The organism is Brevundimonas diminuta ATCC 11568, assembly GCF_000204035.1.
In the GTDB taxonomy this organism is placed as follows: Bacteria; Pseudomonadota; Alphaproteobacteria; order Caulobacterales; family Caulobacteraceae; genus Brevundimonas; species Brevundimonas diminuta.
Genome location: NZ_GL883086.1, coordinates 2,520,803 through 2,524,490 on the forward strand (window position 1 = coordinate 2,520,803; position 3,688 = coordinate 2,524,490).

Sequence of the window (3,688 nt, forward strand, 5' to 3'; positions counted from 1 at the left end):
GTCCGGCCACCGGCCGCGAGGACGATCGCGAGAAGCGTTTCGCCGACAACGCGCCCGGCAAGGCCGTCAGCCGCACGCGCGGCGAGCCCAAGCGCCGCGAAGGCCGCCTGACCATCCATTCGGTGGCGGGAGGCGACGAGGACGCCGTCGAGCGCATGCGCTCGCTGGCCTCGGTGCGCCGCGCTCGCGAACGCGAGAAGGAAAAGCGCCGCGGCGGCTCGACCGAGACGCCGAACCGTCCGCGTGAAGTGGTCATCCCCGACACCATCACCGTCGGCGAACTGGCCAACCGGATGGCCGTGCGCGGCGTCGACATCATCAAATTCCTGATGCGTCAGGGCCTGATGATGAAGATCAACGACGTGATCGATTCCGACACCGCCGAACTGGTGGCCGAGGAATACGGCATGGCCGTCAAGCGCGTGTCCGAATCCGACGTTGAAGAAGGCTTCATCGCCGACGCCGACGACGCCGACGCGGGCGAGATCCGCGCCCCGGTCGTGGCCATCATGGGCCACGTCGACCACGGCAAGACCTCGCTTCTGGACGCGCTGCGCACCACGGACGTGGCGGGCGGCGAAGCCGGCGGCATCACCCAGCACATCGGCGCCTATCAGGTGCGCCTGGCCGACGGTCAGCGCATCACCTTCCTGGACACGCCGGGCCACGCGGCCTTCTCGGCGATGCGGGCGCGCGGCGCCAACGTCACCGACATCGTCGTCCTGGTCGTGGCGGCCGACGACGGCGTCATGCCGCAGACGGTCGAGGCCATCCAGCACGCCAAGGCGGCGGGTTCGCCGATCATCGTGGCGGTCAATAAGATCGACAAGCCGGACGCCAATTCGCAGAAGATCGTCAACGAGCTGCTTCAGTATGAAGTCATCTCCGAGAGCCTGGGCGGCGACACGCAGATCATCGAGCTGTCGGCCAAGGAGAAGATCAACCTCAACGGTCTGACCGACGCCATCCTGCTGCAGGCCGAGGTCATGGACCTGCGCGCCAACGCCGATCGTTCGGCCGAGGGCGTGGTCATCGAGGCCAAGCTGGACAAGGGCCGCGGCCCGGTCGCGACCGTCCTGGTCAAGCGCGGCACGCTGAAGCGCGGCGACATCGTCGTGGCCGGTTCGGCCTGGGGCAAGGTTCGCGCCCTGCTGAACGAGCGCAACGAGCAACTGCCTGAAGCCGGTCCGTCGGTTCCGGTCGAGATTCTCGGCCTGGACGAGGCGCCGTCGCCGGGCGACGTCTTCGCCGTGGTGGAATCCGAGGCCCGCGCCCGCGAACTGACGGAATACCGTCAGCGCGTGAAGCGCGAGAAGACCCAGGTCTCGGGCGGCTCGCTGTCGCTGGTCGACATGATGTCCAAGCTGCAGTCCAAGAAGGTCAATGAACTGCCGGTCCTCATCAAGGCCGACGTTCAGGGCACGGCCGAAGCCATCGTCGGCTCGCTGGACAAGATGGGCAACGACGAGGTCCGCGCCCGCACCGTCTATTCGGGCGCCGGCGGCATCACCGAGAGCGACGTCAACCTGGCCAAATCGGCTGGGGCGCCGATCCTGGGCTTCAACGTCCGCGCCTCGAAACAGGCGCGCGACCTGGCCGAGCGTGAAGGCGTCGAGATCCGTTACTACTCGATCATCTACGACCTGCTGGACGACATTAAGGGCGTGCTCTCGGGCATGCTGGCTCCGCTCCAGCGCGAAACCTTCCTGGGCAACGCCAAGGTGCTGCAGACCTTCGACATCACCAAGGTCGGCCGGGTCGCGGGCTGCCGCGTCACCGAGGGCGTGGTCCGCAAGGGCGCGCGCGTCCGCATCATCCGCGACGACGTGGTGGTGCTGGAGCTGGGCGTGCTCAACACGCTCAAGCGCTTCAAGGACGAGGTCAACGAAGTGCCTTCGGGTCAGGAGTGCGGCATGCAGTTCGCCGGCTTCCAGGACATCAAGGAAGGCGACTACATCGAGTGCTTCACCGTCGAAGAGATCAAGCGCACCCTGGACTAGGACGCTTGAGCCTCACGGCCTGAAACATGAAGGGCGCGGTTTCCACGGAAGCCGCGCCCTTTGTCTTTGGGGATGAGCGGGTGAGTGAGGTCAGGCCTCGATGGCGGACTTCAACGCGCCATCCGCGAAGGTCAGGGTGAAGCGCTGAACCGGCGTCGCGGCGTTCGCGTGAAGCTCAATCTCCAGCCGTTCTCCGCACAGTTCGGCGCCGAGCAGGTCGACCTCAATCTCCCCCAGCCAGGCGCGGCCCGTGACCTGCTGATAGGTTTGCTCCAGCTCCAACCGGCACGGCGTTCCGTCGGCGCCCGTCCAACTCCATTGACCTGCGACCGAGGCGGGAACCGTCCATTTGTAGATGTAGCCGTCGGCGACCTTGATCCGCTCGTCGGCCTGCCAGTCGCCCATGTCGAAGGCGTGGGAGACGATGCGGGCGCCGGGCTTCAGCTGGCTGAGCAGGCGCGGGCGCAACTGCACATTGATGGACTGAAGCAGATAGAGGCTGACCACGGTGGCCTCGCGGACATCGACGCTGAAAAGATCTTCCTCGCGGAAGTCGACCATGTGTTCGACCCCGGCCCAGCCGGCGAACTCCATGGCGTCGGCGATCCGCAGGGGGTCGACGTCGACGCCGACGCCGCGCGCGTCGCGATCGCGGGCGGCGGCGATGACGATGCGTCCGTCGCCGCAGCCGAGATCATACAGACGATCGCCGGGGCCGACGCCTGCCAGGCTCAGCATGGCCTCGACCGTGTCCTCCTCGGTCGGCACGAAGGGCACGGCGAGATAGTGATCCGGATCCTGGGCGTAGTTGTCGATGTCGAAGGGGTCTGTGAACACGGTTTTGGGTCATGTAGCGGGGGGAAGGGGCATCATGACGGATCGACCGCCGTCTTTCCACTCGATGGGCTTCATCTGAAGCCCGCTTGGCCTTAGGGTTCGGCTCTATCGCGTCGGGGGGCGCTAATGAATGGGCCGCCATGCCTCGTCCTGACCTGTCTCTGCTGCTGATCGTCGCCGGCCTGGGCGCCCTGGCGACGCCGGCGATGGCCGATACTCGTTTCCTGTCCTTCGATGCGCGCGACCGCGCCACCCAGGCCCTGACGCGCGGGGTGACGCTGGAGGTCGAGCGCGGCTGGTTCGGCGCCACTTCGGTGAGGAACCTGTTCTCTTCGACCTCGCGCGGGTCGGCCCGGTTCGAGCGCGGCGGGCCGGATCAGGTGCGGCGCGTCCTGCCGCAGGGGGCGGCGGACGGCGGGGTCTACAGCATCACGACCGACGGCGACGGCCGCGCCCTGTCGCGCGCCCTGTGCCCCGGCTCGGACGAGGCCTTCATCGTCGTCGGACGGGTGCGCGCCGGCCATCCCCTGACGATCGAGACGGTCGGGCGCTGGGCCGACGGCCAGTTCCGTCACTGCGTCACCTTGAACTACGACTATCGCGGCGAATGGGCGACGATGCAGGGCTCTTCGCCCGCCCGCGACGTCCCCGCCGCCTTCGGGACCAACTAGGCGGCGCGGAGGTGCTGATGCGCTGGAGCCTCGCTGTCCTGATCGGCCTGCTGGCCGGGGTGTGGACGGCGCAGCGGCCGGGCGATCCTGCGTTGTTCCCCGCCGCATCGTCGGAGACGGCGATCGTCGTCCATCTGCTCGACAACGGCTTTCACACCGACCTGGCCGTGCCGCGCGCGG

3 protein-coding genes are annotated in these 3,688 nt (G+C 67.6%); 2 read left to right on the plus strand and 1 reads right to left on the minus strand.

The window, feature by feature from the left end:
* Positions 1 to 2,000 (plus strand): translation initiation factor IF-2 (gene infB, locus BDIM_RS16185; RefSeq protein ID WP_081461930.1); only part of this gene is annotated, 2,000 nt, incomplete at its 5' end.
* Between the two features lie 90 nt (positions 2,001 to 2,090).
* Here the strand turns inward: infB and BDIM_RS16190 are convergent.
* A complete protein-coding gene (locus BDIM_RS16190; protein WP_003166639.1) occupies positions 2,091 to 2,837 on the minus strand; it encodes an SAM-dependent methyltransferase in 747 nt (248 codons plus the stop codon).
* Positions 2,838 to 2,977: 140 nt separating this feature from the next.
* Between BDIM_RS16190 and BDIM_RS16195 the strand changes: the two genes are divergently transcribed.
* Entirely contained in the window at positions 2,978 to 3,508 is a 531-nt protein-coding gene (locus BDIM_RS16195; protein ID WP_003166640.1) for a hypothetical protein, read from the plus strand.
* Positions 3,509 to 3,688 lie beyond the last annotated feature (180 nt).

What these genes read in the sequence shown, in the direction of transcription:
- BDIM_RS16195 (WP_003166640.1), top strand. Translation starts at nt 2,978, where the DNA reads ATGCCTCGTCCTGACCTGTCTCTGCTGCTGATCGTCGCCGGCCTGGGC.